Annotated in this window: 23 protein-coding genes and 1 pseudogene; 10 read left to right on the forward strand and 14 right to left on the reverse strand. The window is 62.2% G+C overall.

Translation table 11 applies throughout. The features are described 5' to 3' along the window. Nucleotides 1-30: 30 nt before the first annotated feature. The 4 genes from NKH63_RS06060 to NKH63_RS06075 all read right to left on the reverse strand — a co-directional run bounded on the left by NKH63_RS06060 (nucleotide 31) and on the right by NKH63_RS06075 (nucleotide 3,146). A complete protein-coding gene (locus tag NKH63_RS06060; protein ID WP_352917707.1) occupies nucleotides 31-1,089 on the reverse strand; it encodes a dipeptidase in 1,059 nt (352 codons plus the stop codon). A gap of 186 nt (nucleotides 1,090-1,275) precedes the next feature. Then, nucleotides 1,276-1,575, reverse strand: coding sequence for a GNAT family N-acetyltransferase (locus tag NKH63_RS06065; protein WP_352476216.1), 300 nt, complete (start codon nucleotides 1,573-1,575; stop codon nucleotides 1,276-1,278). Next, nucleotides 1,568-2,203 carry an alpha/beta hydrolase gene (locus NKH63_RS06070; protein WP_352480848.1) on the reverse strand — a complete coding sequence of 212 codons (636 nt, stop codon included), beginning with the start codon at nucleotides 2,201-2,203 and terminating at the stop codon, nucleotides 1,568-1,570. The genes NKH63_RS06065 and NKH63_RS06070 overlap by 8 nt, the downstream gene beginning before the upstream one ends. Nucleotides 2,204-2,213: 10 nt before the next feature. Continuing rightward, the gene (locus NKH63_RS06075; RefSeq protein WP_023720910.1) at nucleotides 2,214-3,146 is read right to left on the reverse strand and encodes a VOC family protein; all 933 of its coding nucleotides are present in this window, start codon (nucleotides 3,144-3,146) and stop codon (nucleotides 2,214-2,216) included. A gap of 219 nt (nucleotides 3,147-3,365) precedes the next feature. Between NKH63_RS06075 and NKH63_RS06080 the strand changes: the two are divergent. Next, a pseudogene (locus tag NKH63_RS06080) lies at nucleotides 3,366-4,933 on the forward strand (alkaline phosphatase family protein). A gap of 51 nt (nucleotides 4,934-4,984) precedes the next feature. Here NKH63_RS06080 and NKH63_RS06085 read toward each other — a convergent pair. Next, nucleotides 4,985-6,331, reverse strand: a complete 1,347-nt coding sequence (locus tag NKH63_RS06085) for a PRC-barrel domain-containing protein (protein ID WP_352480849.1) — start codon at nucleotides 6,329-6,331, stop codon at nucleotides 4,985-4,987. Between the two features lie 252 nt (nucleotides 6,332-6,583). On the opposite strand from NKH63_RS06085, the gene NKH63_RS06090 reads away from it, so the two are divergent. Further along, nucleotides 6,584-7,504, forward strand: coding sequence for a diacylglycerol/lipid kinase family protein (locus NKH63_RS06090; RefSeq protein ID WP_352480850.1), 921 nt, complete (start codon nucleotides 6,584-6,586; stop codon nucleotides 7,502-7,504). Between the two features lie 59 nt (nucleotides 7,505-7,563). On the opposite strand, the gene NKH63_RS06095 is transcribed toward NKH63_RS06090, so the two are convergent. Continuing rightward, nucleotides 7,564-7,737, reverse strand: coding sequence for a hypothetical protein (locus tag NKH63_RS06095; RefSeq protein ID WP_023720914.1), 174 nt, complete (start codon nucleotides 7,735-7,737; stop codon nucleotides 7,564-7,566). Between the two features lie 146 nt (nucleotides 7,738-7,883). Here NKH63_RS06095 and NKH63_RS06100 point away from each other — a divergent pair, with 146 nt between their 5' ends. Further along, nucleotides 7,884-9,410 carry a sensor histidine kinase gene (locus tag NKH63_RS06100; protein ID WP_352855464.1) on the forward strand — a complete coding sequence of 509 codons (1,527 nt, stop codon included), beginning with the start codon at nucleotides 7,884-7,886 and terminating at the stop codon, nucleotides 9,408-9,410. A gap of 58 nt (nucleotides 9,411-9,468) precedes the next feature. On the opposite strand, the gene NKH63_RS06105 is transcribed toward NKH63_RS06100, so the two are convergent. Together NKH63_RS06105 and NKH63_RS06110 are read right to left on the reverse strand one after the other, a co-directional pair. Beyond that, a complete protein-coding gene (locus NKH63_RS06105) occupies nucleotides 9,469-9,948 on the reverse strand; it encodes a hypothetical protein (RefSeq protein ID WP_023720916.1) in 480 nt (159 codons plus the stop codon). A gap of 10 nt (nucleotides 9,949-9,958) precedes the next feature. Continuing rightward, nucleotides 9,959-10,285 (reverse strand): ElaB/YgaM/YqjD family protein, encoded by a 327-nt coding sequence (locus NKH63_RS06110; RefSeq protein ID WP_023720917.1) that lies wholly within the window; start codon nucleotides 10,283-10,285, stop codon nucleotides 9,959-9,961. Between the two features lie 226 nt (nucleotides 10,286-10,511). On the opposite strand from NKH63_RS06110, the gene NKH63_RS06115 reads away from it, so the two are divergent. After that, a complete protein-coding gene (locus tag NKH63_RS06115) occupies nucleotides 10,512-10,880 on the forward strand; it encodes a response regulator (protein ID WP_352480853.1) in 369 nt (122 codons plus the stop codon). Between the two features lie 31 nt (nucleotides 10,881-10,911). Here the strand turns inward: NKH63_RS06115 and NKH63_RS06120 are convergent, their stop codons facing one another. Beyond that, nucleotides 10,912-11,463, reverse strand: coding sequence for a sigma-70 family RNA polymerase sigma factor (locus NKH63_RS06120; RefSeq protein ID WP_023678544.1), 552 nt, complete (start codon nucleotides 11,461-11,463; stop codon nucleotides 10,912-10,914). Between the two features lie 3 nt (nucleotides 11,464-11,466). Further along, nucleotides 11,467-11,670 (reverse strand): NepR family anti-sigma factor, encoded by a 204-nt coding sequence (locus tag NKH63_RS06125; RefSeq protein WP_502896304.1) that lies wholly within the window; start codon nucleotides 11,668-11,670, stop codon nucleotides 11,467-11,469. 215 nt (nucleotides 11,671-11,885) lie between these two features. Here NKH63_RS06125 and NKH63_RS06130 point away from each other — a divergent pair, with 215 nt between their 5' ends. The 5 genes from NKH63_RS06130 to NKH63_RS06150 all read left to right on the forward strand — a co-directional run bounded on the left by NKH63_RS06130 (nucleotide 11,886) and on the right by NKH63_RS06150 (nucleotide 15,209). After that, a complete protein-coding gene (locus tag NKH63_RS06130) occupies nucleotides 11,886-12,680 on the forward strand; it encodes a response regulator (protein ID WP_023678542.1) in 795 nt (264 codons plus the stop codon). A 241-nt stretch (nucleotides 12,681-12,921) separates the two neighbouring features. Continuing rightward, the gene (locus NKH63_RS06135) at nucleotides 12,922-13,086 is read left to right on the forward strand and encodes a DUF1328 domain-containing protein (protein WP_023678541.1); all 165 of its coding nucleotides are present in this window, start codon (nucleotides 12,922-12,924) and stop codon (nucleotides 13,084-13,086) included. 190 nt (nucleotides 13,087-13,276) lie between these two features. Next, complete coding sequence (locus NKH63_RS06140) at nucleotides 13,277-14,311, forward strand: sensor histidine kinase (protein WP_352515608.1); 1,035 nt, start codon at nucleotides 13,277-13,279, stop codon at nucleotides 14,309-14,311. Between the two features lie 138 nt (nucleotides 14,312-14,449). Beyond that, nucleotides 14,450-14,620, forward strand: a complete 171-nt coding sequence (locus NKH63_RS06145; RefSeq protein ID WP_352494195.1) for a hypothetical protein — start codon at nucleotides 14,450-14,452, stop codon at nucleotides 14,618-14,620. Nucleotides 14,621-14,963: 343 nt separating this feature from the next. Beyond that, nucleotides 14,964-15,209 carry a YMGG-like glycine zipper-containing protein gene (locus NKH63_RS06150; RefSeq protein WP_352917708.1) on the forward strand — a complete coding sequence of 82 codons (246 nt, stop codon included), beginning with the start codon at nucleotides 14,964-14,966 and terminating at the stop codon, nucleotides 15,207-15,209. Nucleotides 15,210-15,308: 99 nt separating this feature from the next. Here NKH63_RS06150 and NKH63_RS06155 read toward each other — a convergent pair whose 3' ends face one another. The 4 genes from NKH63_RS06155 to xylF form a co-directional block, all read right to left on the reverse strand. Next, the gene (locus NKH63_RS06155; RefSeq protein WP_352547163.1) at nucleotides 15,309-16,931 is read right to left on the reverse strand and encodes a CHASE domain-containing protein; all 1,623 of its coding nucleotides are present in this window, start codon (nucleotides 16,929-16,931) and stop codon (nucleotides 15,309-15,311) included. A 129-nt stretch (nucleotides 16,932-17,060) separates the two neighbouring features. Beyond that, nucleotides 17,061-17,861, reverse strand: coding sequence for an ATP-binding cassette domain-containing protein (locus NKH63_RS06160; protein WP_023720922.1), 801 nt, complete (start codon nucleotides 17,859-17,861; stop codon nucleotides 17,061-17,063). Between the two features lie 14 nt (nucleotides 17,862-17,875). Continuing rightward, nucleotides 17,876-19,207: a sugar ABC transporter permease gene (locus tag NKH63_RS06165; RefSeq protein WP_352494194.1), complete on the reverse strand. Its 1,332-nt coding sequence runs from the start codon at nucleotides 19,205-19,207 to the stop codon at nucleotides 17,876-17,878. Nucleotides 19,208-19,349: 142 nt separating this feature from the next. Then, nucleotides 19,350-20,390 (reverse strand): D-xylose ABC transporter substrate-binding protein, encoded by a 1,041-nt coding sequence (gene xylF, locus NKH63_RS06170; RefSeq protein WP_352494193.1) that lies wholly within the window; start codon nucleotides 20,388-20,390, stop codon nucleotides 19,350-19,352. A gap of 286 nt (nucleotides 20,391-20,676) precedes the next feature. Between xylF and NKH63_RS06175 the strand changes: the two genes are divergently transcribed. After that, complete coding sequence (locus NKH63_RS06175; protein WP_352917709.1) at nucleotides 20,677-21,921, forward strand: ROK family protein; 1,245 nt, start codon at nucleotides 20,677-20,679, stop codon at nucleotides 21,919-21,921. Nucleotides 21,922-21,928: the final 7 nt, after the last annotated feature.

Genomic DNA, 21,928 nt, shown 5'->3' on the forward strand with positions numbered 1-21,928 from the left:
GAACCGGAGCGGAGCGTACTTTTGGGTGCCCTAGCCGATGGTCTTTTCCAGCATACTGAGCCAATTGCGATAGGCGATCTTCTCGATCAACGCGCGCCCGAAGCCGCGTGCTGCGAGCGCGTCGAGCAGCTTCGGCAGGCCGGCAACGTCGCCGATCACGGCAGGAATCATGGCGCCGTCGAAATCCGAGCCGAGGCCAACGCCGTCTTCGCCCAGCGCCTGCAGCAGCGAATCGACATGGCGCACCATGATGTCGAGGCTGGTGTCGGCGTTCATCCTGCCGTCCTCACGCAGGAACCCGGTGGCGAAGTTCAGCCCGACCATGCCGCCCGAGTCGCGGATTGCGCCGAGCTGCCATTCGGTGAGGTTGCGCGAATGGCCGCAAATCGCGTGCACGTTGGAGTGGGTCGCGACCAGCGGTGCATCGCTGATTTCGACGACGTCGCGAAAACCTTTTTCGTTGAGATGCGAAAGATCGATCATGATCTTCAGCTGGTTGCAGGCTTTCACCAGCGCCTTGCCGGCATCGGTCAGCCCTGGCCCTGTATCGGGCGACGACGGAAAACGGAACGGCACGCCGTGGCCGAAGGCATTGGGACGGCTCCAGACGATACCGAGCGAACGCAGGCCGGCTGCGTGGAGGACGTCAAGCAGGGTGAGCTCAGGATCGATCGCCTCGACCCCTTCGATATGGAACACCGCCGCGATCGAGCCTTGCGCCATCGCCTTCCTCACGTCGCCGGCGCTGCGGCAAACGGTGAGCGCCGAAGCCCGCTCCAGCCTGAACAGGATCGAGGCCATCGCCATGGTGGAGTTGAGCGCATCGGCGCGCGGAACCTCGGGCGGCAAGGGCTCGCTGTCACTCGGCACCAGCGGCACCGAGCCGCGTTTGGATTTCTCGACAGGCGGCGGGAAGATCGCGAACATGCCGCCGGCAAATCCGCCTTTCTTCGCGCGCGGCAGGTCGATATGGCCACCCGGCGTCCCCTCGACGAACAGCTTTTCGACGTCCGCATCCTTCGACTGGTAGAGCCTGAGCAGCGTATCGTTGTGGCCGTCGAAGACGGGAACGAGATCGGATTCGGTCATGGAGGGCCATTCGGTTGAAGTGGTCGGGCCGCAGACGGCGAGCCGGTTTGTTGGCAATACTTAGGCAAGACGGGCGCTCTCCGCAAATCCCGCATGTTGCCGCTGTGTTTGTACGCCTCCAATGGCCGAAGAGGCCCGCGGTAAAGCCGCGCACCCTTTCTCCTGTCATTCATCGATGGCTGTCTCTTACCGCTTCAGCACGTCCGCCCATTCCGGATGGCGACGGAACTGGGCATTGGCGAACGGGCAAAGCGGGATGATCGTTTTGCCCGCCGCACGCGCATCCTCGACGGCACGGGTGACCAGGCGAAGCCCCGCGCCCTGGCCGCGAAATGCATCCGGCACTTCGGTATGGTCGATGATGATCTGGTGCTCGCCGATCTTGGTGAAAGTCATCTCCGCCTCGGCGCCGCCCGGCCCACGCAGGAGATAGCGGCCCTTCGAGCCGCGGTCCTCCAGTTCGATCTCCGGCAATAGGTCAGACATGGCTTGCGGTCCTTTCGTCCGGCGCCACGGCGAACAACCGCCGCGCCGCCTCGATCTCGCTCGGCCGCACCTCATGGCCGCCGTCATGCCACTCGACTGTGACATCGGCGCCATCGGCGCGCAAATAGGCTTCGAGCCGCACCGTCAAATTAGGCGGACAGACCGGGTCCCGCCTGCCGGCGGTGACCAGGATGTGACTGCCGCCAAGGCTGCCCTTGACCTCCGGCTCGAACGGGATCAGCGGATGCATCAGCACCGTTGCGTCGAACAGCGACGGCTCGGCAAACAGCACCGAGGCCAGGATGTTGGCGCCGTTGGAGTAACCGAGGCCGAGCACCGAAGATGGCTTTGCCGCCTCGACATGTGCCTTGACGAAGCCGGCCATCTTCTCTGTCGCTCGCGTGAGGTCGCCCATGTCGTAGACGCCCTCGCCGGCGCGGCGAAAGAAGCGTGCAGCGTCTTGTTCCGAAACATCGCCGCGCGGAGCGACGATCGTCGCTTGCGGCACAAGATCGCGTCCAAGCGACAGAAGCTGGGCCTCGTCGCCGCCGGTGCCATGGAAGACGAAGAGCAGCGGTCCATCAGGCGAACCGGGCAGCACCTTGTGAATATACGAATCCTTACTCACGACGTTGCCCTCAGTCTTCCAGTTTCTGCAGATGCTGCTCGAGATAGGGCCGCAAATGCTGGTGTTGTGACGGCAGCTTCAGCGCCTCACCAAGATGGGCGGTGTCCTCGTCGCGGTCGAAGCCGGGCTCGTTGGTAGCGACTTCGAACAGCACGCCGCCCGGTGTGCGGAAGTAGATCGCCCAGAAATAGTCGCGGTCGATTACCGGCGTCACCTGATAACCGGTATCGAGCAGCGCCTTGCGCACTTCGAGCTGCTTGGCGCGGTTCTCGACGGCGAAGGCGACATGGTGGACCGAGCCGGCGCCGAGATTGGCGAAGCCGGCCCCTGGCAGCGATTCGATATCGACGACATCGGCGCCGTTGCCGTTCTTCACCGTTAGCCGCCTGACATTGCCGGACTTGTCGACCTCCTCATAACCCATGAATTTCAGCAGCTCTTCGGTGGCGCCACTATCTTTCAGCCTGAGCGACACTGAGTGAAAGCCGCGGATCGCCTCGTCAGTGGGAATGCCACCCTTGGCCCAGGGCGCTCGGCTGTCCGCTCTGTCCTCGACCAGCGCAAAACCGTCGCCGTCGGGACCGGCGAAGGCAAGACGCTTCTCGCCGAACGTCTCCTCGCGAGAAAGCCCTGTGACACCTTGCTCGGCAAACCGTTTTTCCCAATAGCCGAGCGTGCCCTCGGGCACCGAGTAAGTGGTTGTGCCGACTTCGCCGACTCCATGGCGGCCCTTGCCGATGTTGGGGAAGGGGAAATAGGTCATCACCGAGCCGGGCATGCCGACCTCGTCGCCGTAATAGAGGTGGTAGACGTCGGGCGCGTCGAAATTGACGGTTTTCTTGACCCGCCGCAGGCCGAGCGTCCCGGTGAAGAATTCATTGTTCTGGCGCGCGTCGCTGGCCATCGAGGTGACGTGATGCAGGCCCTTGACCTGGTCGAGCATGTTTCTGCTCCTTCCCTTGTACTGGTGCGGCCCTTGCCGCTGTCCACGCAAATATGAGGATCCGGCTCCTGGCTGCAAAGATGGCAAACACAGAATGGACTGTGCTGTTAAAGTGAACGATCAAACAGGTTTTGTTCACCATTCGGCAAACTGGACCGGCTTGCATATTCGCCGAAATTGCGCTCCATGAGCGACGTAGCCGGCATGAGGATATAGCGGTTGATTGGAAAACGCCCCAACATTCTCCTGATCACCTGCGACCAGTGGCGCGGCGACTGCCTATCGGCTGCTGGCCACAAGGTGGTAAGAACGCCGAATGCCGACGCGTTGGCTGCAGAGGGCATTCTTTTCAAGAAGCACTATGGCGGCGCCGCGCCTTGCTCGCCGGCTCGCGCCTGCCTCTACACCGGCCTCTACCAGATGAACAATCGTGTCTGCCGCAATGGCACACCGCTCGACGCCCGCCACGGCAACATAGCGCTCCGGGCGCGTGCCCTCGGCTATGAACCGACGCTGTTCGGCTATACTGATATGGCACGCGATCCGCGTACGCTGGCGCCTGGCGACCCGCAGCTGAAGAGCTATGAAGGCGTGCTGCCCGGCTTCACCGTACGTCAGCTTCTGCCCGAGCACCAGAAGCCTTGGCTGTCATGGCTCAAGGCGCGCGGCGTCGATGCCGGCGCCGGCTCCCCCGACATCCATCTCCCGGTGGGTGAAATCCCGGAAAACGACGGCGGGGTTAGCAACGCCCCGCCCGTCTATTCGAAGGACGAAACGCCGTCGGCCTTCCTGGCCGGCGAATTTATCCGCTGGCTCGGCGAACAGGAGCGCGATGCGCCGTGGTTCGCGCACCTTTCCTTCATCAGTCCTCACCCACCCTTCATCGTGCCGGCGCCTACAACGCCATGTACGATCTGGCCATCGGTCCAGCTTTTGACCGCGCCGAAAGCTGGCAGGCCGAAGCAGCAAGCCACCCTTATCTCGCCTATGAACTTGACCGGCAGGAACGGTCGAAATTCCGGCCCGGCTCGGCGGGCAAGGTGCGCGACTGGGGCGACGATAATTTTCGCCGCATTCGGGCGCTTTATTACGGCATGATCTCGGAGAGCGATGCGCAGCTTGGCCGGGTCTGGCAAGCAGTCAAGGCGGCCGATGCATGGGACGACACCGTCATCGTGCTGACCTCCGACCACGCCGAGATGATGGGCGACCATTTCATGCTGGGCAAGGGCGGCTTCTTCGACGGCAGCTTCCATATTCCGCTGATCATTCGCGATCCGCGCCGCCGAAAGGCTGTCGGCAGCAGCGTCGACCGCTTCACCGAGGCGGTGGATTTGGCGCCGACCTTGCTCGAGCTCACTGGCGGCGAAGTGCTGCCGCATCTCGACGGCCGCTCGCTGGCGCCTTTCCTGGACGCGACGGAGCCGGACGCCTGGCGCGACGCGGCCCATTGGGAGTTCGATTTCCGCTCGATCGCGGATGGTGATGCCGAACGGTATTTTGGCATCGGTCAACGCCAGTGCAATCTCGCCGTCATCCGTACGGAAAAGTACAAATATGTGCATTTCGGCGGTGGCCTGCCGCCCTTGCTCTTCGACCTCGAGAAAGACGCCGGCGAGGTGACCAGCGTCGCGGACGACCCAGCCTATCGGCCGGCGCGGCTGGAACTTGCCGAAAAGCTCCTTGCCTGGCGGGCCGAGCATCTCGACCAGTCGCTGGCGCTCGCCGAATTGACGCATGACGGCGTTACCGGCCATGTCGCGGGCCTGCCTTTTGCGTCGACATGAGAAAGCCCGCGCCGTTGCCGGCGCGGGCTTACCTGTCGACTGAGATGCAGCTTACCGCATGATCATGCGCTGTTTGTCGCGGTTTTGCGCATAGCTGCCCTTGTCATAGGCGGCCTGCGCCTCGAGCTGCTCCTTGGTGAAGTTCGTGTAGAGATAGCGCTTGCCGTTCTTGTCGGTCATGAATTTCAGGTTGTCCATACCGACTGCCACCTCCTTCTCGCCGACGCCGAGGAAGCCGCCGACGTCGATGATGACTGCGTCGACCTTCTTGTCGCCGCTCAGCACGACGTCGCCGATCTCGCCGACATTGGCATCATTGGCGCCGTAAACGGTTGTTCCAACCAGATCCTCGGCCCGGATTTCGCCTATCGGCATTTCAGTCAGCGTCGACTTGTCGATCGAGCCGGTCTTGGTCTGGTCGGCCGCGGAATTAGCCGTGGGCGCCGGCGCCGGGGCATTTTGAGCCGTTTTACTGGCTTGGTCAGTGTTGCTGGTCGTCGCGGTGTTGCTGGCCGTCACGGTAGGCGTGACGGTGGCAGGCGCAGTAGCCGCGGCATCGTTCGACGCAGTGGTTGCCGGGGCCGGATCATAGGCCTTGCGGTTGAAGTCCGGCTGTGCCTGCAGCTCTTCCTTGGTCGTTTGCGCGACCAGCCAGCGATCGCCGTTCCTCTCGGCCCACTGCGCCTTGTCGAAATCATAGGCGACGTTCTTTTCGCCGATGCCGAGGAAGCCGCCGACACCGATGATCAGCGATTGCGCCTTGGCTTCCTTGTTGATGACGATGTCGTTCACGTCACCGATGTTTTGGGCGTCGTCGCCGGTGCCGTTATAGACGGTCTCGCCGATGATATTGGTGGCGAGATTGCCCTCGGCGCGCTTCACTGGCTCAGCCGGCGCGGCAGGCGCCGGGGTTGTATTTTGCGCGCTGGTGGAAGGGGCGGCAGGCGCCGCATTATCCGCCGAAGCTGGTGGCGGAGGCGGATCGTAAGGCCTCCGGTCGAAATCCGGCTGAGCCGTCAACTCATCCTTCGTCGTTTGCGCTATCAGCCAACGGTCGCCATTTCTTTCGGCCCATTGCATCTTTTTGTAGTCGAAAGCGACGTTCTTGGTTCCTATGCCAAGAAAACCGCCGACGCCGATGACGACGGATTTTACCTCGCCGCGCTCGTCGAAGACGACGTCGCTGATGTTGCCGATATTCTGGGCATCGTCGCCGGTGCCATTATAGACGGATTCGCCGATGATGTTGGTGGCAAGGCTGCCCTCGGCACGTATCGCCGGAGCGGTATCCTGGGCGGCGGGTGGTTGCGCCGGCGCCGGGGTCGTCGCCGATTGCGCAAATGCACCCGTCGCAATCAATGTTGCGACTGCTGTCGTGGTTAAAAGGGTGCGGATCATCTTAGTGTCTCCTCGTCGGTGATTTCGTGCACGCCCTGCCCGCCTGGCGTCACTGCGGGCGCAGCGTCTTCTGCATGTTCACAACGTTGTGACCACACTGTTGTTCCGAAAAAAGCCGCGGTGCACCCTGTGCGATGTCAATGGTTCTCGGATTCGCCGCGCTGGTCGAACGGAACATTTTCTCGGCCGCCCCGTTCCACTCCCGGCTGGGGCCCCGCCCCGGCCCGATAGGTGCTGGAAAATGGAACGGCCATGCGGTTTGCAGCGGTGCTGAACAAGGACGGGGGCACCCTGCGCACCATCGATCTTGAGGCCTTCGCCAGCCGGATGCGCGGCACGCTTGAGACTGCCGGCCACTCGATCGATATCGAAATCGTCGCCGGCAAGGATATCGTCGCCACGCTGGACGGCGTAGCTTCCAGGCGCGGCATCGACGTCGTGCTGGCGGGCGGCGGCGACGGCACCATTTCGGCCGCGGCAGCCCGTTTGATGAACGGGGAGAAGGCGCTGGCAATTCTGCCGGCTGGCACAATGAACCTTTTTGCGCGCGGCCTCGGTATTCCGCAGACCCTCGATGCGGCACTGAAATCGTTTGCGGACGGCGAGGTGATGGCGATTGACATTGCAACAGCCAACGGCCGGCCTTTCGTGCATCAATTCTCGATCGGCATGCACGCCAGGATGGTGCAACTGCGCCAGAAGATGGAATTCGGCTCGCGGCTGGGGAAGATGCGTGCCTCGGTGCGAGCCGCTTGGGCAACGATCAACAATCCACCGGCGATGAACGTAACGCTGACGGTCGGTGAGGCCGAGATTAGAACCCGGATCACCGGTATCGGCATCACCAACAATCTGTTCGGCGAGGGCCACCTGCCCTATGCCGACGATCCGGCAGGCGGCGTGCTGGGCATCTATGTCACCGTGGCACGGCGGCGCGGCGAATTGATCAGGTTCCTCTTTGACGTCGCCCGTGGGAAATGGCGCGGCAACGAGCATGTCGAAATCCATCAGGCAAACCGCGCCGTTTTGAAAATCCATTCGACGAACAGGAAAGTTCAGGCCGTCATGGACGGCGAACTGGTAAAGCTCGATCGCGAGACGACCGTCGAAATCCATCCGCGCGCGTTGAATGTTCTCGTCCCGGCGCGCGCCGCCGAGGCAAAGGTTGCCTGACGTGAGGTAGCGTGATGTGGGGTTGCGTGATGCGGGTTGGCACGAGAGATGGAGAGAGTCTAGCCGCTGGGTGTGTTGCCCTGCTCGGTCTTAGGCGTCTCGATCATCCAGCCGTAGATTTCGGCGACGCCCCAGGCGATAAAAGCCAGCAACAGCGCGGCGATCAGGATACGAAGGACATGCTGACCCCGCCGCCCTTGACGGGCTTTGTTTTCAGGAACGATTTTTGGCATGGTCTGGCTCCATATTTGGCGCCGGCAGGCGTAGCTAGCAGGGCATTGGCTGGTAACGGCTCCCCGCTGCGAAAGTTCCGGCTCGACAAGGCGGCAAACGGGCCGGTTGGCCTGATCAATCAGCGGGGCCGGCCACTGGGGGCGTAGTGGACGACAATAGCCAGACAAAGCCGGGCCTGCCGGTCGATATTCGCCATGTGGTGGGCGCTGCGGACCGCCTTGCCGTGCTGCACGGCCTCGACGCGCTGGATACGGCTGCCGACCCTGATTTCGACCGTATCAGCGGTCTTGCCGCTTCGGCGATGCAAACGCCTGTCGCACTGATCACGCTGGTCGATGCCGAGCGGCAGTGGTTCAAGTCCTGTATCGGCCTCAACGAGACCGAAACCGCAACCGAGACATCGTTCTGCGCCTATACCATCGCAGCCGGCGACGTGCCGATGGTGGTGGCCGACGCGGCGACGGATCCGCGGTTCAAAGCCAATCCGCTGGTCACCGGCGAGCATCATATCCGCTTTTACGCCGGCGTGCCGATCGTAGTCGACGGCGCACTGATCGGCACGCTCTGCGTGCTCGACCGGAAGCCGCACGCACGTCCCTCTTCTGTCCAGCTCGACCAACTGTCGGCGCTAGCTGGCCTCGCCGCGAGCCTGTTCACGCTGAAGGATGCAACCCGCAGCGCAGCGATTGCTGAGGCCGCACTGGCTCGAGAGGAAAAGCGGCGCGCTATTGCGCTCGATGCAGCTTCGCTCGCCAGTTGGGCATGGGATATCCGCAGCGACATGATCGACTGCGATGTCCTGCTGTCCGAATTGTTCAACTTGCCCAAGTCGAACAGGCTGAGAGCGCGCGACATCCTGACCGCCATCGACCCGCGCGACGTTCATCAGACCGAAACACGCTTTCGCGACGCGCTGACCGGCAGCGACGATTATTTTGGCGAATACCGTGTCAAAGGCCTCGAACCGCCGCGATGGATCGCAACGCGCGGCCGCGTCATAGAGCGCGACGGCGAGGGCAAGCCGACGCTGATCTTCGGCGTCAACTACGATATCACCGAACGCAAGCTTGGCGACGAACGTCAACGGCTGTTGCTGCGCGAGCTCAATCACCGCGTCAAGAACACTCTGGCAACCGTACAGGCGCTGGCGACGCAGACCGTTCGCCATGCCCGTCAGCCAAGCGAATTCCTTGAAGCTTTCAGCGCCAGGCTGCAGGCGCTGGGCGTTGCGCACAGCCTGCTGTCGGACCGCGAGTGGCGCGGCATCGGCATTCGGGAGCTGGTGGAGATCGAAGTAAAGCCGTTTCAAACCGCTGGACAATCGCGCATGGCGATCTCCGGCACCGATGTCCTGCTCTCACCCGACCAGGCAGTCGGACTCGGCCTGATCCTGCATGAACTGGCAAGTAACGCACTACAACATGGGGCGCTCTCGGTTTCTTCCGGAAAGGTCGATCTCAATTGGAAGGTGCAAGGCAGGAAGGGTGCACGACGTCTGTTGCTGGCTTGGCGTGAAAGCGGCGGCCCGCGGGTTGCGCCGCCCGAACGCCATGGCTTCGGCTCGATCCTGATCCGCCGCAGCCTGGCCAAGGTCATTTCCAGCGAGGTGACCCATGAATTCCGGCCCGACGGCGTAATCGCGGAAATATCGATGCCGCTCGACGATTTGTGACGCGAGGATTTTTCGACCGGGCGCCAGAATCGTTTGGGCCGAACTATCCGCTTCCGAACTATTTCCCTTTGCCGGTATCCGGATCGTCGGAGTCGGGCTTCACGTTCTCGCGGTAGATGGCGTAGGCTGCGAGTGCTATCGCCGGGCCGAGAATGGCGCCCAATCCGCCCTTCGCCACGCCACCTTTGCCCTTGAGCAGCGCCGGCAGCACGGCGAGTGCTGCGGCGATGCCGACCGCCTTCATGTCGGCGTTGCGTCGCTTCGCCCGGCGTCTGGCGCGCGAGCCGGCCGACATCCGGTAGACGAGCAGGATGAGACCGGCGATTGCCAGAAAGCCGATCCCGAAGCTCAACGACGCTGCCATCGGTCCATAGCGGGCCGCCGTCCAGATATAGGCTGCCCCGACCAGGAAGCCGAGGCCGCACAGCGCCGCGAGTGCTGCGACCGAATAGACCATCGCAGCGACGCGCGCGCGTTGTATCGCCGCAATGGTTTCGCCCGAGGCGAGGCCCGAGATCAGCGATGCAAGCATTCCCATGCGTGCAGAACTAGCGGCGCGCGAGGAGTGCGAAGAGGAACCCGACGCCTGCGGCGATCGCCAGCGAAGTCACAGGCTTTTCGCGCATATGGGCTATCAGCTGCGCCTCGATGTCTTTGGCGTTGCTGCGCAGGCTGTCGAAGGCTGCTTCGCCCTGGGTTCGCAACTGCTCGACGCCCTCGGCGGCGGCGCGCCGCGCAGCCCCGTAGCCATGTTCGCCAGTTTTGGCCAACAGCTTGGTAAGTTGGTCGATGTCGGCCTTCAGTTGTGCGATGTCGGCCTCAATATCGGAATTCGTGCGGGCTTCGTTCGCGGCCTTTCCTGCGGCAGTCGCCATTGCTTCACTCTCCTTGCTTTTGCTCGGTCGAAAACGCCCAACAGACCCCAAGGTTCCGGCACGAACCTCTTCTAACCCTATCTCCGGCAGCGCTCGTTGCAAATGCCTTGCAAGGGCCGCGGCCGACGCATCCGCCGGCATGTCTTTTTTAAATGACAGCATGCCAAATAGCGATCATGACTTCCCCGGTTTGAAGATAGAGACGCATTTAAGGAGATATTGCTGCGTGGGCCCATCGCTTGACGGTTTGCGGATTCTTATCCTGGAAGATGAGTTCCTGATTGCCATGGATATCGAGCAGCTTTGTCGCGACTACGGCGCGCTCGATGTGGTCATCGCCCGTGATCTGACTGAGATCGAACAGCAAGACGTTGCCGCGCAGTTCGACGTGGCCATCGTCGACCTCATGCTGAGCGGCGTTTCGACGCTTCAATTTGCTTCACGGCTGCGTGAAGCTGGCATCCCGTTCGTCTTCGCCTCGGGCCAGTCGGATATGGACGAGATCAAGAAATCCTTTCCCGGCGTCAGACTGGTCACCAAGCCCTATTCGGGAGACGATCTCGTCGAGGCAGTGGCAGCGGCCTGCAGGCGCTGAGGGCGCGGAGCGGCTCGAACACGCCCACGCTTCACGCTGCCGTCGACCCCGTTACCTGAGCCGAAATTGCGTCCGGGCCATACTCGTCTTCACCGGAGATCTTCAAGATTTCCTGCAGCCGCGTGCGGGCGCGGCTGACGCGGCTCTTGATCGTTCCGACGGCGCAGCCGCAGATCTCGGCCGCTTCCTCGTAGGAAAAGCCCGATGCGCCGATGAGGATAATGGCTTCGCGCTGGTCTTCGGGCAGCAACTCGAGCGCGCCGCGAAAGTCTTCGAGGTCAAGCTGGCCGTGCTGGGCCGGATGAACGGCAAGTCTGGCCGTCATGACGCCATCGCTGTCCTGCACCTCGCGGCCGCGCTTGCGCATCTGCGAATAGAATTCGTTGCGCAAGATCGTGAACAGCCATGCCTTCAGATTGGTGCCGGGCTGGAAGCTTTCATGCTTGTCCCAGGCCTTGACTAATGTTTCCTGCACCAGGTCGTCGGCCTTGTCGGCATTTTGCGTCAGCGACACGGCAAAAGCCCGCAGGCTCGGGATCGAGCCGAGCAAGTCGGTCTTGAAGCCCTGGGAGACGGCCGCCATGCCTCAGTCCTTCTTCTGTACAGGTTCGGCCTTTTCCAACTGGCCGAGCAGTTGTGCGAAGCGATCCGGCACATTGTCGGAGACCAGCTCGTCGTAATATTGTTTGAGTTTGCGGCCGATTTCCGAGTTCGGCCCAAGCGGGTCGCGGGAAGCAGCCCGGCGCCCGTTGCCAACGCCAGCCGTGGTAGCTTTCGTCATGTTCTTCATTTCGCCCTTTGTCCCAGCCTTAAGCCGCCCCTTCAACACATAACGCAAGGCAAGCGGCAGCCTCGTCTGGTTGCCCAACCCCGCCCTAAACGCCAGCCCGCATACTTAGTTCCGCATGACCGGAACTTTTTCGCACAACCCGCGTTTTTAACTTTGGGCTTGCGAACCGTTTTAGCTGTAACATGTAATCACGTCATATGAGGGAGACGTCCGATATGAGCCTATCAGCAACCATCGCTCCGCACCTGCCGTTCCTGCGCCGCTTCTCGCGCGCCGTATCCGGATCGCAGGAGAGCGGCGACGCGTTGGTCGCCGCAATGCTCGAGGCCATCATTGCCGATGTCGATATCTTTCCGGATGCATCGAACGACCGCATCGCACTCTACAAGGTCTTTGCCAAGCTCTTCACCTCGGTGGCCATTCGCGTTCCGCAGGAGCATGCCCAATCGGCATGGGAGCAGCGCGCCGCGGCCAATCTGAATGCAATCGCGCCTCGTCCCCGCCAGGCCTTTCTGCTGGTCGCCGTCGAAGGCTTCAGCGAAGACGAGGCGGCGGAGATTCTCGACGTCGACGAACAGGAATTCTCAGAACTTCTCGCTCAGGCGAGCAACGAGATCTCCCGTCAGGTGGCAACCGACGTGCTGATCATCGAGGATGAGCCGCTGATCGCCATGGATATCGAGGAAATGGTCGAAAGCCTCGGCCACCGCGTCGTCGGAACAGCGCGCACCCACGCGGAGGCGGTGGCGATGTTCGGCAAGGCGCGGCCAAAGATGGTGCTTGCCGATATTCAGCTCGCCGACGGCAGTTCGGGCATCGCGGCCGTCAATGAAATCCTGTCGTCCACCTCGGTGCCGGTGATCTTCATCACCGCCTTTCCCGAGCGGTTGCTCACCGGCGAGCGGCCGGAACCGGCTTTCCTCGTCACCAAGCCATTCAACCCGGATATGGTCAAGGCTCTTATCAGCCAGGCCCTGTTCTTTGACCGGCACGCGAAGGCCGCGGCATAAAACAGCTGGCGACCGAGTTGCGGCCGCCAGGGTGTGGGATAGCCACTCCCCTTGGACCGGATGGGGGCGTGACGCCGACTTAACACACGACAGCCAACTGCTGCCGAACCTGACGAGAACCTTTTCGCACACACCGCAGCAATTCGGGCCGTAACGATTTTCAGCATCGTCTTTTTCGGGAAATGGTGGAACAAACGGAGGCGAATCACGTTTTCACCGCAGCATTGGAAGGAGATGGATCATGCTTTACTGGGCGCTCGTATTTCTCGTCGTGGCGATCATCGCCGGTGCGCTTGGTTTCGGCGGCATCGCTGGCACTTCGGCCGGCATAGCGCAGATATTGTTCTTCATCTTTCTCGCCTTCCTGATCATATCGCTTATTGCCGGCCTGATCAGACGGGCGTGAATGCCAAGCGGCCATTCAAGCGAACACTGGAAGCCGCACCCCTCAAACGGTTTCCAGCCACCGCCGGGCAGTGTCCTCCAACGGGATGCCGCTCGGCGGACCGCTTTTTAGGGCTCGATCCGAAGCTCCTCCTTTTGGAACCCATTTTTCCGTGAGCCGTTCAGCCCGACGTGGGTTGAGCAAATTACCGATGCGTTCCAGAGTCGGAAAAATGAAAGACCGCGGCCAGAGGGATGAGATCATCGCTCTGCATCCCGCCGAAAGCGGAATGCAGCTTGGCCGAGCCCTTCTCCACGCCTTGCACAATGCCGGGATTTCCGTTCTATACCAGGATCGCGAGATGAAGACGGTGTGGGCGCGCAACATGCGCGCACCATGGACCTCTGATGCCTCCGACAACAACGGCATCTTGCCGCCGGCGCAGGCAGAGCGTATCGGCGCCGCCAAGCACGACGTCATCGTCTCCGGCAATCCTCAACATCTCGAACTCAGCGTGCCGGCCGATGATGGCGCCCGCTGGTTTCAGGTATGGATCGACGCCGACCGCAGCGAGACCGGCGCGGTGCAGGGCGTCGTGACCACCATGGTCGAAACAACCGAGCAGAAACGCCGGGAGCAGACGCTGAAGGCGCTGCTGCGCGAGGTCAGTCACCGCTCCAAGAACCTTTTGGCCATCATCCAAAGCATCGCCACCCAGACGGGGCGTTATTCCGGCAGCATTGACGATTTCCTGACGCGTTTCCGGGGCCGATTGCAGTCGCTGGCCTCCTCGCAGGACCTGGTTACGTCATCCAACTGGCGGGGAGCGGCGCTGCGCGAGTTGGTTTCCGGTCAGGTCGGAAGGTACGGCGCGGACCCCATGCACAGCCTGCGTTTCCGCGGCGCAAATCCATATCTCAATCCCAATGCTGCCTTGCACATCGGCTTGGCCATGCATGAGCTCGCCGTCAATTCGGTCAGCTATGGCGCGCTGTCGCGCAGCGACGGTTTCGTCGAGGTGACGGCCGATCTGACGGCCGCTTCCGCTGGCGAGCCTGCGCTGTCGCTGACATGGGCCGAAGTGATCGGAGCCAACGACAATCAACGCAGCGAGAAGCGTTTTGGCAGCGTCGCACTTGAACGCGTCGTGCCCACTTCGTTGAATGGAACGGCGACACTTGAGATCACCGGGAACCGCCTCGAATACCGTCTTGTCGTTCCTCACGGCAATTTCGAGACGGATTGAACGAACGGCGGCGGCAGGAAGAAGGCTGGCTGCATCACCCCGCCTTAACCGACTGTTCACCATAAAGTCCGATCCTGTCCGAACGTGCCGATTCAGCGGACATTGATTGAGTTTGGCACAATATGAAAGGAATGGGCCTTGACGGCTGCCGACTTGAACAGACTGGAACAGGCCGCTCGCGTCTCGATGGGCGGTTTTCAGGATCCCGACGTGTCCGCAGCGCCCGCGCCTCGTGCTTTGCCCCTTCGCTTCGCCGCCTTTGCGCTTATGGCCGCGATCGTCCTGACCGCCGCGTCCCAGTTGATCTGATCGAGCTCGCCTCTGCTTGATTCCATTGAAACCGCGGCCGAGTGCACGGCGGCGCGCCCGTTCGCGGTCATCGACCGGCAGGGCCAAGCCCAACATGTCGGCGCCAAATGTCTTGCCGTCGATCCTGCGCTCGAGGACGGCTATGACAGGATTGTCTGGAATGTGCATCCCGACGCCACGCTCGATGCGTCCTTGGAGATTTCCGAGTTCGTGGTAGCATCGAACGGCGCACGTCCGAAAAGACTATCTTAATCAACAATGAAATCGTGCGCGCAGAGGCCGCACTTTCATGCTAGATGGCGGCTGGAGCTTGTTAAAGTGAGGACAAAGTGAGGATGACTCCATGCGGAAGATGATTATTGCCATGGTTGCCGTGGTTGCGATCAGCGGCTGCACCACCACGGAAGAGAACGTGGGTATCGGCACTGTGGGCGGCGCGCTTATTGGTGGCGCTGTCGGCGGCGGCAAGGGCGCTTTGATCGGCGCTGGCGCTGGTGCGATTGGCGGTCTGCTGGTTCGCCGCCTGCAAAATGGCTACTGCCAATACAGAGATCGTCACGGCCGGATCTACACAGCTCGCTGCAACTAGTTTCGAGCTCCAGGCGAACAGCAAACGCGGAGGCAGACCACCTGTCTCCGCGTTTGCACTTCCAAAGCGCTGTCGCGATGCGGCTCACGAGACGGCGTTTCAAGCCGGCAGCGGAACCTTGATTTCCACGTTCAAGCCGTTTTCGTGAAAATCGCGCCTGATTGTGCCACGCAACTCGCGTGTGACGTTGAGATCGATCAGTCTGGTGCCGAAACCGCTCTTCGCCGGTGTCTCGAGCTTCCTCTGCCCGGCCTCGCGCCAGTTGAGAGCCAATGTCCGGGCTCCGCCGCGGCCTTCGAGCGACCAGTCGACCTTGAGCGCACCGACTGAATTGCCGGTTTCGCCATGCTTCAGCGCATTCGTCGCCAGTTCGTGAAAGACGAGGCCGAGTGCCTGCGTCGTCTTTTCGTCGAGAAGAACCTCCGGTCCCGACAACAGCCCTTCAGGAAGCTCGCTTCCGAACACCTGGCCAAGCTCGATGCGCAGCAGGTCGCCGAGATCGGCTTTCTGCCAGCGTGAGCGCGTCAGCATGTCCTGGGAAGCCGCCATCGCCTGCAGCCGAGCCGAAAATGATGCCGAGAACTCTTGGACGTCGGCGGTGTGCGATGCTGTCTGGCGCGCGATTGCCAGCACCCGCGTGATCGAGTTCTTGATGCGATGCTTCATCTCCTGCAGCATCAGGTCTTTTTCCAGCAGGCTCTTTTCGGTCGTTTCGTGAAGCAGCGAGACCGCCTCATAGGCCCGCTCCTGATAGCGGGCCACCAGCGCGATGGCGCCCGCAAGCAGTAGCCCGAACAATCCGAGCATCACCGGAATGGCACGCGAGGAAGGTTGCGAGAAAGCACTTGTCGGCCTGAACAGGACGACCCACGGCCGACCGGCAACGGTGATCTTGCGGGTGATCAGCAGCCTGTCGCCAAGGGCCGAAACAGGCGGCGTTTCCGACTGGAACAGCAGGTTGTCACTGTTCACAGCGCCGTCATAGATTTCGGTGTTGACCGGCAACAGAGGTGCCCGGCTGAGCGCAGCCTGGAACAGGTCCCGGGAGCGGAAGGCCGCATAGAGGAAGCCGGCAGTCGAAGATCTCGATGCGTTGACGGCGTCCGGCGCGGTTTCGACATTGAGCCGGACGAAGACGAGGAACCCGGTGAAGGTCTGCGCGGCACCCGTATCCTTGCCGAGCTGCACGAGCCCGCTGGCGTGCAGCTGGTCGTCGACCATCGCCTTTTCGATCGCCTCGCGCCGCACCGGCCCGGTGAACATATCATAACCGATGCTGGATTTATTGGACGGGTCCAGCGGCTCGAACAGCACGATGGGCGTACGCCACGGCAAGTTCGTGTCGGGATAGATCGGATGGCTTGCGCCGTGATCGTGCAGGATATCGCGCTCGACCGCCGCCTCGTTTTCAGTTTTCGCCAGGCGGAGGAAGCCGATGCCGCGCAGGCCGGCGAAATTATTGTCGATGTCGAGCGCGTTGAAGAAAGCCTTGAACTCGCCTTGCGAGATACCGCCATTGCGCGCATCGAACAATGCCCGGGTTGAGCGCAGCAGCGACAGGTCCAGGTCGATGCGGCTTTCGATCCGGTTAAGCGCGTCGTCCGCCGTCGCCTCGAATTTTATACGGGCGGCTTCCTGGGTGGCAAAATAGGCAAAACCCGCCATCGTCAGGCTGATCAGCGCGACGGCGATGAAAGCTACGGTCGGAAAGAGTTTCTTCAATTGCCGATACGTCCCGTGGACGGTTCGGCATCTTTATGGGCAACTCCCGACGCCAACACAATGGCGAGGCCAAAGCATGGTGACTGCTGGCACATTTTGGCGACTTGTGATTAGCCGGCTAATTCTCGTTCAGGCCGCGATCTTCAGGGCGCCCGGCCCTGGGATGGCGCCGGGCGGGCACTTGCCGAGGATGATCATACCGAGCACCTCGTCCTGGGTGACATCGGTCGTGCGCGCCGTGCCGACAACCCGACCGTTCTTCATGACGCAGACGCGGTCGGCAAGCTCGAACACGTCATGGATGTCATGGCTGATCAGGAAGATGCCGATGCCGTCGGCCTTGAGCTGCCTGACCAGTTCGCCGACCTGTGCCGTCTCCTGCGGCCCGAGTGCCGCTGTCGGCTCGTCCATGATCAGGATGCGGGCGTTGAACAGGATGGCGCGGGCGATCGCAACCGACTGCCGCTGGCCGCCCGAAAGCTTTACCACCGGCTCCTTGAAGCGTTGGAAGCGCGGATTGAGCCTGCCCATCACCTTGCGCGCCTCAGCCTCCATGGCGACGTCGTCGAGCGTACCCCAGCCGGTCATCAGCTCACGGCCGAGAAACAGGTTGGCAGCCGCGTCGACATTGTCGGCCAGCGCCAGCGTCTGGTAGATCGTCTCGATACCGTACTTCTTGGCGTCGCGGGGATTGGAGATCGAAGCCTCCTCGCCGTTGACGAAAATCTGGCCCGCATCGCGCTTGTAGGCGCCGGACAGGATTTTTATCAACGTCGATTTGCCGGCACCGTTATGGCCGAGCAAAGCCATCACCTCGCCCGGAAAAAGATCGACCGAGGCATCGTCGACGGCGCGAATGCCGCCGAAGGCGATCGAGATGTTGCGCATGTCGATCAGCGGCGTGCCCGTGGGAGCGGTCCTGTCTGCCATGCTCGTTCTCCTCACTAGACCCGTTTGCGATAGACGGTATCGAGCCACACCGCGACCACCAGCACGGCGCCGACAACGATGCTCTGCAGCGGCGAATCGATGCCGAGCAGCACCATGCCGGATTGCAGCGACTGCATCAAAAGCGCGCCGAGCATGGCGCCGAGCACCGTGCCGGAGCCGCCGGCGAGCGACGTGCCGCCGATCACGGCCGCCGCGATGACCAGCAGCTCGTCCAGGGTCCCCAGCGCATTAGTCGACGCGTTGAGGCGCGCCGATGCGATCGCCGCACTGATCGCGGCCAGCACGCCCATGATCATGAACACCTTCATGGTGACCCAGCGTGTGTTGATGCCGGCGAGTTCGGCCGCTTCCGGATTGCCGCCTATGGCAAAGACATAGCGGCCGAAACGGGTGCGTCTGGTGATGAAGGTCATGACGATGCCCGCGGCCACGGCCATCAGCACAGGTATGGCGATGCCGTGGGCGATGAACAACCCGCCCTCGGGAACGGTGATGCCGTTCTGCTGGGCATATTGGCGTACGATGCCGACCGGCCAAGGATAGGAATTGGCGATCCACACGGCGCCGAGGATGGCGGCGCAGGCTATCACGCCGAGCAAGCTTTCCGCCCAGACAGGGCGCAGCGGAAAGTTGAAGCGCTTGCGCTGCGAGCGGCCGTTGAAGAGCATGAAGGCAACGGCCGCGCAGGCGAGGACACCGACGATCCAGCTCCAGGTGGCGCCGATCGAGCCCCGTGGTCCGCCGCCCATCAGCTGGAAGGTCCTGTCCAGCGGCGCAACGGTGCGCCCGCTGGTGATCAGCCATGCCATGCCGCGCCAGACCAGCAATCCGCCGAGCGTCACGATAAAGGCAGGAACCTGGAGATAGGCGATGATGAAACCCTGAAACGCTCCGATAGCCAGGCCGAGCACCAGGCCGGCGGCCAGTGCGATGACCCACAGCCAGGGGCTGCCAAGCTGAAATCCCATGATGCGGACGAGGAATTCGGCCTGCGCCACGCCCATCACCATGCCGATCACGCCTTCCACGGAGCCGACGGAAAGATCGATGTTACGCATCACGATGACCAGCACCATGCCGGTCGCCATGATCGCCACCGACGAGGTCTGCACCGAAAGGTTCCAGAGATTGCGCGGCGTCAGGAAGAGCCCGCCCGACAGTATGTGGATCCCGACCCAGATGACCAGCAGCGCGCCGACCATGCCGAGCATGCGCGTGTCGAGTTCGGTTGCCTTGAGAAATCGGGCAACGACGCCGGCCTCCGATTCCCGCGCCCGGTCTGCCGTCGAGCTGTCGACCGGCGTGTTGGAAGTCGTGTCGGTCATGATGTTTCTCCCGCCGGGTTGCCGTCTGCCGCGGATGCCGGAAGCAGCCTAGAAGTTATCCGCCGGAAGCGGAAAAACAATTCTTTCTTGAAAAAACGCCGCGGCAAGCGGCCGCGGCGTTCGGACTTCTCGGAAACTCGGATCAGTTGCAGACCGGAACAGCGCCCGCCGCCACGCCCGCGCAGACCTCTTCTTTCTTGATCCAGCCGGCGTCGATGACGACGTTGAGGTTGTCCTTGGTGATGGCGACCGGGGTCAGGAACAGGGACTTTACGGTGTTGCCGCCGGGCGTGGTGAAATCCTTCACGCCGGCAATGTCGGTCATCTGCTTGCCGTCGGCCAATTGCGAGGCGATCTCGGCGGCGTTCTTGCCGAGCTCGCGCGCGTCCTTCCACACCGAGACCGTCTGTGTGCCGAGCGCGATGCGGTTCAGCGCGGCGTGGTCGCCGTCCTGGCCCGAGACCGGAACCGATCCAGCCAACCCTTGCGCCGTCAGTGCGGCGACGACGCCGCCGGCAGTGCCGTCGTTAGCGGCGACCACCGCATCGACCTTGTTGTCGTTCGCGGTCAGGAACTGTTCCATGTTCTTCTGGGCGTTGGCCGGCAGCCAGCCGTCGGTATAGGCCTCGCCGACATTCTTGATCTTGCCGCTGTCGATGGCGTCCTTCAGCACTTCCATCGAACCGGCAAAAAGGAAATCGGCATTCGGATCGGCGCCCGAGCCCTTGATGAAGACATAGTTGCCTTCCGGCTTCACCTTGAACACGTCGCGGGCCTGCATGCGGCCGACTTCCTTGTTGTCGAAGGTCAGGTAAAAGACGTCCTTGTTCTCGATCAGCCGGTCGTAGCCGACAACCGGAATACCTTCGTCCAGCGCCTTTTGCACGGCCGGCCCTATCGCCGAGGCGTCCTGCGCCAGGATGATCAGTGCGTTGGCGCCCTGCGAGATCAGGCTCTCGACGTCGGTGAGCTGCTTGCCCGGATTGGACTGTGCGTCGGCGGAGATATACTTGTCGCCGGCAGCCTCGATGGCCGCCTTCATTGCGGCTTCGTCGGTCTTCCAGCGCTCTTCCTGGAAGTTCGACCAGGAAACGCCGATGACCTTGTCCTTAGCCTGCGCCACCGACGCAAGCGCCAGCGTCATGGCGACACCCGCCAGAATGGCGGTCGTGAATTTCTTCATCATATCCTCCCTGCGCCGCGTACGGCGTGACCAATTGGCCCCAAAGGCCAGCTTAGAGGCGCTAATTTTTTCGAGCCTCGAAAAAATACTGGCCCGATCTCCCGCTGCTGTCAACATCGATTCTGATGGATTTTGATGTTGCTGCGACTTTTTTCGAGCTTCGGAATAAACGATGACAGCGCCCCCTGCATCTGACACTATTTGCCTCATCCGACACTATTTGTCGGCATTACCGACGGCTTCCGGTTCATGAGCGGCCGCGGCAAACCGGGAGGAAAGCAAAACGATGTCGGTCGGAATCCGCCATGACGATTTGCGCCGGCGCAACCGGGCGATGGTGATCTCGGCCGTGCGCCGGGCCGGCCAGCCATCGCGTACGGAGATCGCCGCAACCACCGGCCTCAGCCATTCGACCATATCGGCGATCTCCTCCGACCTGATACGGGAAGGCATCCTCGCCGAGAGCAAGGCAAGCGAACCCGTTTCGTTGAAACGCGGTCGTCCGCAGGTCGGCCTCGCCCTCAATCCGGAAGCGGCGGCGGTGCTGACCGTGGTGTTGTCGCTGAATTTCCTGTCGGCCGCCATCATCGACTATGCGGGGCAGGTGGTCGCCGAGGAACAGCGCCGGCTGGACACGCTGACCATGCCGCGCGACGAACTGATCCGCGAATGCATGGCCATCGTCCGGCGCCGGCTGGACGATCCAGATCTTGACGTCCGCAGTGTCGCCCGCATCGCCCTGGCGATTCAGGGAATTACCGACTCCCCTGCACGCGCCATGCTGTGGTCGCCGATCACGCCCCAGACGGACATCGCCTTTGCCGACATGCTGGAAGATGAATTCGGCATCGCGGCCACGGTGGAGAACGACTGCAATATGATGGCGGTGGCTTTGCGCTGGCGCGATCCGGATCGCTATCGCGACGACTTCATCGCCATCCTGCTTTCGCACGGCATCGGCATGGGGCTGGTGTTGAAGGGCGAGCTGTTCACCGGCACGCATTCCTCGGGCGGCGAGTTTGGCCACATGATCCATCGTCCGGGCGGCGCGCTCTGCCGTTGCGGGCGGCGCGGCTGCATCGAGGCCTATGCCGGCAATTACGCCATCTGGCGCAACGCCACGCAGATGAGCGAAGACAGCCAACCGGTCGCCGACGTCAGCGACGCCGACATGCGCGCGCTGGTGGTTCGGGCGCGCGAGAAGGACGGGCCGGAACGCGAAGCCTACCGCAAGGCCGGCGAAGCGCTGGGTTTCGGTCTCGGCTCGCTGTTCGCGCTGATCGATCCGGCACCGGTCGCAATGGTCGGCGCCAGTGCCGCCGCCTTTGATCTGATCGAGCCGGCCTTGCGGAAGGCCATCGCCCAGACCGCCGGCGGCCAGCATTCGGGCTCGATCTCCTTCGATACCGAGCCGAACGAATTGCCGCTGATCCGCGAAGGCTGTGCAATGCGGGCGTTAAGCTTCGTCGACCAGCAGATTTTCGCGCCGGGCGCGCAAATGAGGCCCGGCGTCAGAAAGAACGTAGCCTGACTGGGCG

This window comes from Mesorhizobium sp. M0960 (genome assembly GCF_040319055.1).
GTDB lineage: Bacteria > Pseudomonadota > Alphaproteobacteria > Rhizobiales > Rhizobiaceae > Mesorhizobium.

Excerpts from the sequence above, each read along its gene's own strand:
- NKH63_RS06165 (WP_352494194.1), bottom strand. The coding sequence starts at position 19,207 with ATGACCGACACGACTTCCAACACGCCGGTCGACAGCTCGACGGCAGAC.
- NKH63_RS06060 (WP_352917707.1), bottom strand. The coding sequence starts at position 1,089 with ATGACCGAATCCGATCTCGTTCCCGTCTTCGACGGCCACAACGATACG.
- NKH63_RS06095 (WP_023720914.1), bottom strand. The coding sequence starts at position 7,737 with ATGCCAAAAATCGTTCCTGAAAACAAAGCCCGTCAAGGGCGGCGGGGT.
- NKH63_RS06065 (WP_352476216.1), bottom strand. The coding sequence starts at position 1,575 with ATGTCTGACCTATTGCCGGAGATCGAACTGGAGGACCGCGGCTCGAAG.
- NKH63_RS06140 (WP_352515608.1), top strand. The coding sequence starts at position 13,277 with ATGCGTTCCAGAGTCGGAAAAATGAAAGACCGCGGCCAGAGGGATGAG.
- NKH63_RS06125 (WP_502896304.1), bottom strand. The coding sequence starts at position 11,670 with ATGAAGAACATGACGAAAGCTACCACGGCTGGCGTTGGCAACGGGCGC.
- NKH63_RS06150 (WP_352917708.1), top strand. The coding sequence starts at position 14,964 with ATGCGGAAGATGATTATTGCCATGGTTGCCGTGGTTGCGATCAGCGGC.
- NKH63_RS06135 (WP_023678541.1), top strand. The coding sequence starts at position 12,922 with ATGCTTTACTGGGCGCTCGTATTTCTCGTCGTGGCGATCATCGCCGGT.
- NKH63_RS06085 (WP_352480849.1), bottom strand. The coding sequence starts at position 6,331 with ATGATCCGCACCCTTTTAACCACGACAGCAGTCGCAACATTGATTGCG.
- NKH63_RS06130 (WP_023678542.1), top strand. The coding sequence starts at position 11,886 with ATGAGCCTATCAGCAACCATCGCTCCGCACCTGCCGTTCCTGCGCCGC.
- NKH63_RS06090 (WP_352480850.1), top strand. The coding sequence starts at position 6,584 with ATGCGGTTTGCAGCGGTGCTGAACAAGGACGGGGGCACCCTGCGCACC.
- NKH63_RS06160 (WP_023720922.1), bottom strand. The coding sequence starts at position 17,861 with ATGGCAGACAGGACCGCTCCCACGGGCACGCCGCTGATCGACATGCGC.
- NKH63_RS06075 (WP_023720910.1), bottom strand. The coding sequence starts at position 3,146 with ATGCTCGACCAGGTCAAGGGCCTGCATCACGTCACCTCGATGGCCAGC.
- NKH63_RS06175 (WP_352917709.1), top strand. The coding sequence starts at position 20,677 with ATGTCGGTCGGAATCCGCCATGACGATTTGCGCCGGCGCAACCGGGCG.
- xylF (WP_352494193.1), bottom strand. The coding sequence starts at position 20,390 with ATGAAGAAATTCACGACCGCCATTCTGGCGGGTGTCGCCATGACGCTG.
- NKH63_RS06120 (WP_023678544.1), bottom strand. The coding sequence starts at position 11,463 with ATGGCGGCCGTCTCCCAGGGCTTCAAGACCGACTTGCTCGGCTCGATC.
- NKH63_RS06110 (WP_023720917.1), bottom strand. The coding sequence starts at position 10,285 with ATGGCGACTGCCGCAGGAAAGGCCGCGAACGAAGCCCGCACGAATTCC.
- NKH63_RS06105 (WP_023720916.1), bottom strand. The coding sequence starts at position 9,948 with ATGGGAATGCTTGCATCGCTGATCTCGGGCCTCGCCTCGGGCGAAACC.